Source organism: Larkinella sp. C7, assembly GCF_006149005.1.
Classification (GTDB): domain Bacteria; phylum Bacteroidota; class Bacteroidia; order Cytophagales; family Spirosomataceae; genus Larkinella.
On sequence record NZ_VBSL01000286.1, the window covers coordinates 1 to 312 of the forward strand.

The following is a 312-nucleotide window of genomic DNA, read 5'->3' on the forward strand; positions in this document are numbered from 1 at the left end:
AACTGGGACATCATTACCGATGATAGCTTGAAATTGTCCAGCATTGGTAAAGGTCCCCTTAACCGCTGGGATAGCTTCTAAACGCTTGATATCAGCCTTGCTTTCATCGTTTAGGACGAAACGCATTCGAGTTGCACAGTGGGTGACCGCGGCGACATTTTCCTTGCCCCCGATAGCTTCCAGCATCTCACGGGCATCCTGTTCAAATTTTCCCATTGACGGGCTCCTCCTTATTATAAAGATTGTCTGATAAAGGTTGTGGGCAACTTATTAAAGTTCCCTGCTGGCTGTGAATTAGCCAGTCGTTCTCAT

1 protein-coding gene is annotated in these 312 nt (G+C 46.8%); it reads right to left on the reverse strand.

All coding sequences use genetic code 11. The annotated features are described in order from the left end of the window. Positions 1–216 (reverse strand): PTS transporter subunit EIIB (locus FH871_RS35440; protein ID WP_171063055.1); only part of this gene is annotated, 216 nt, incomplete at its 3' end. Positions 217–312: the final 96 nt, after the last annotated feature.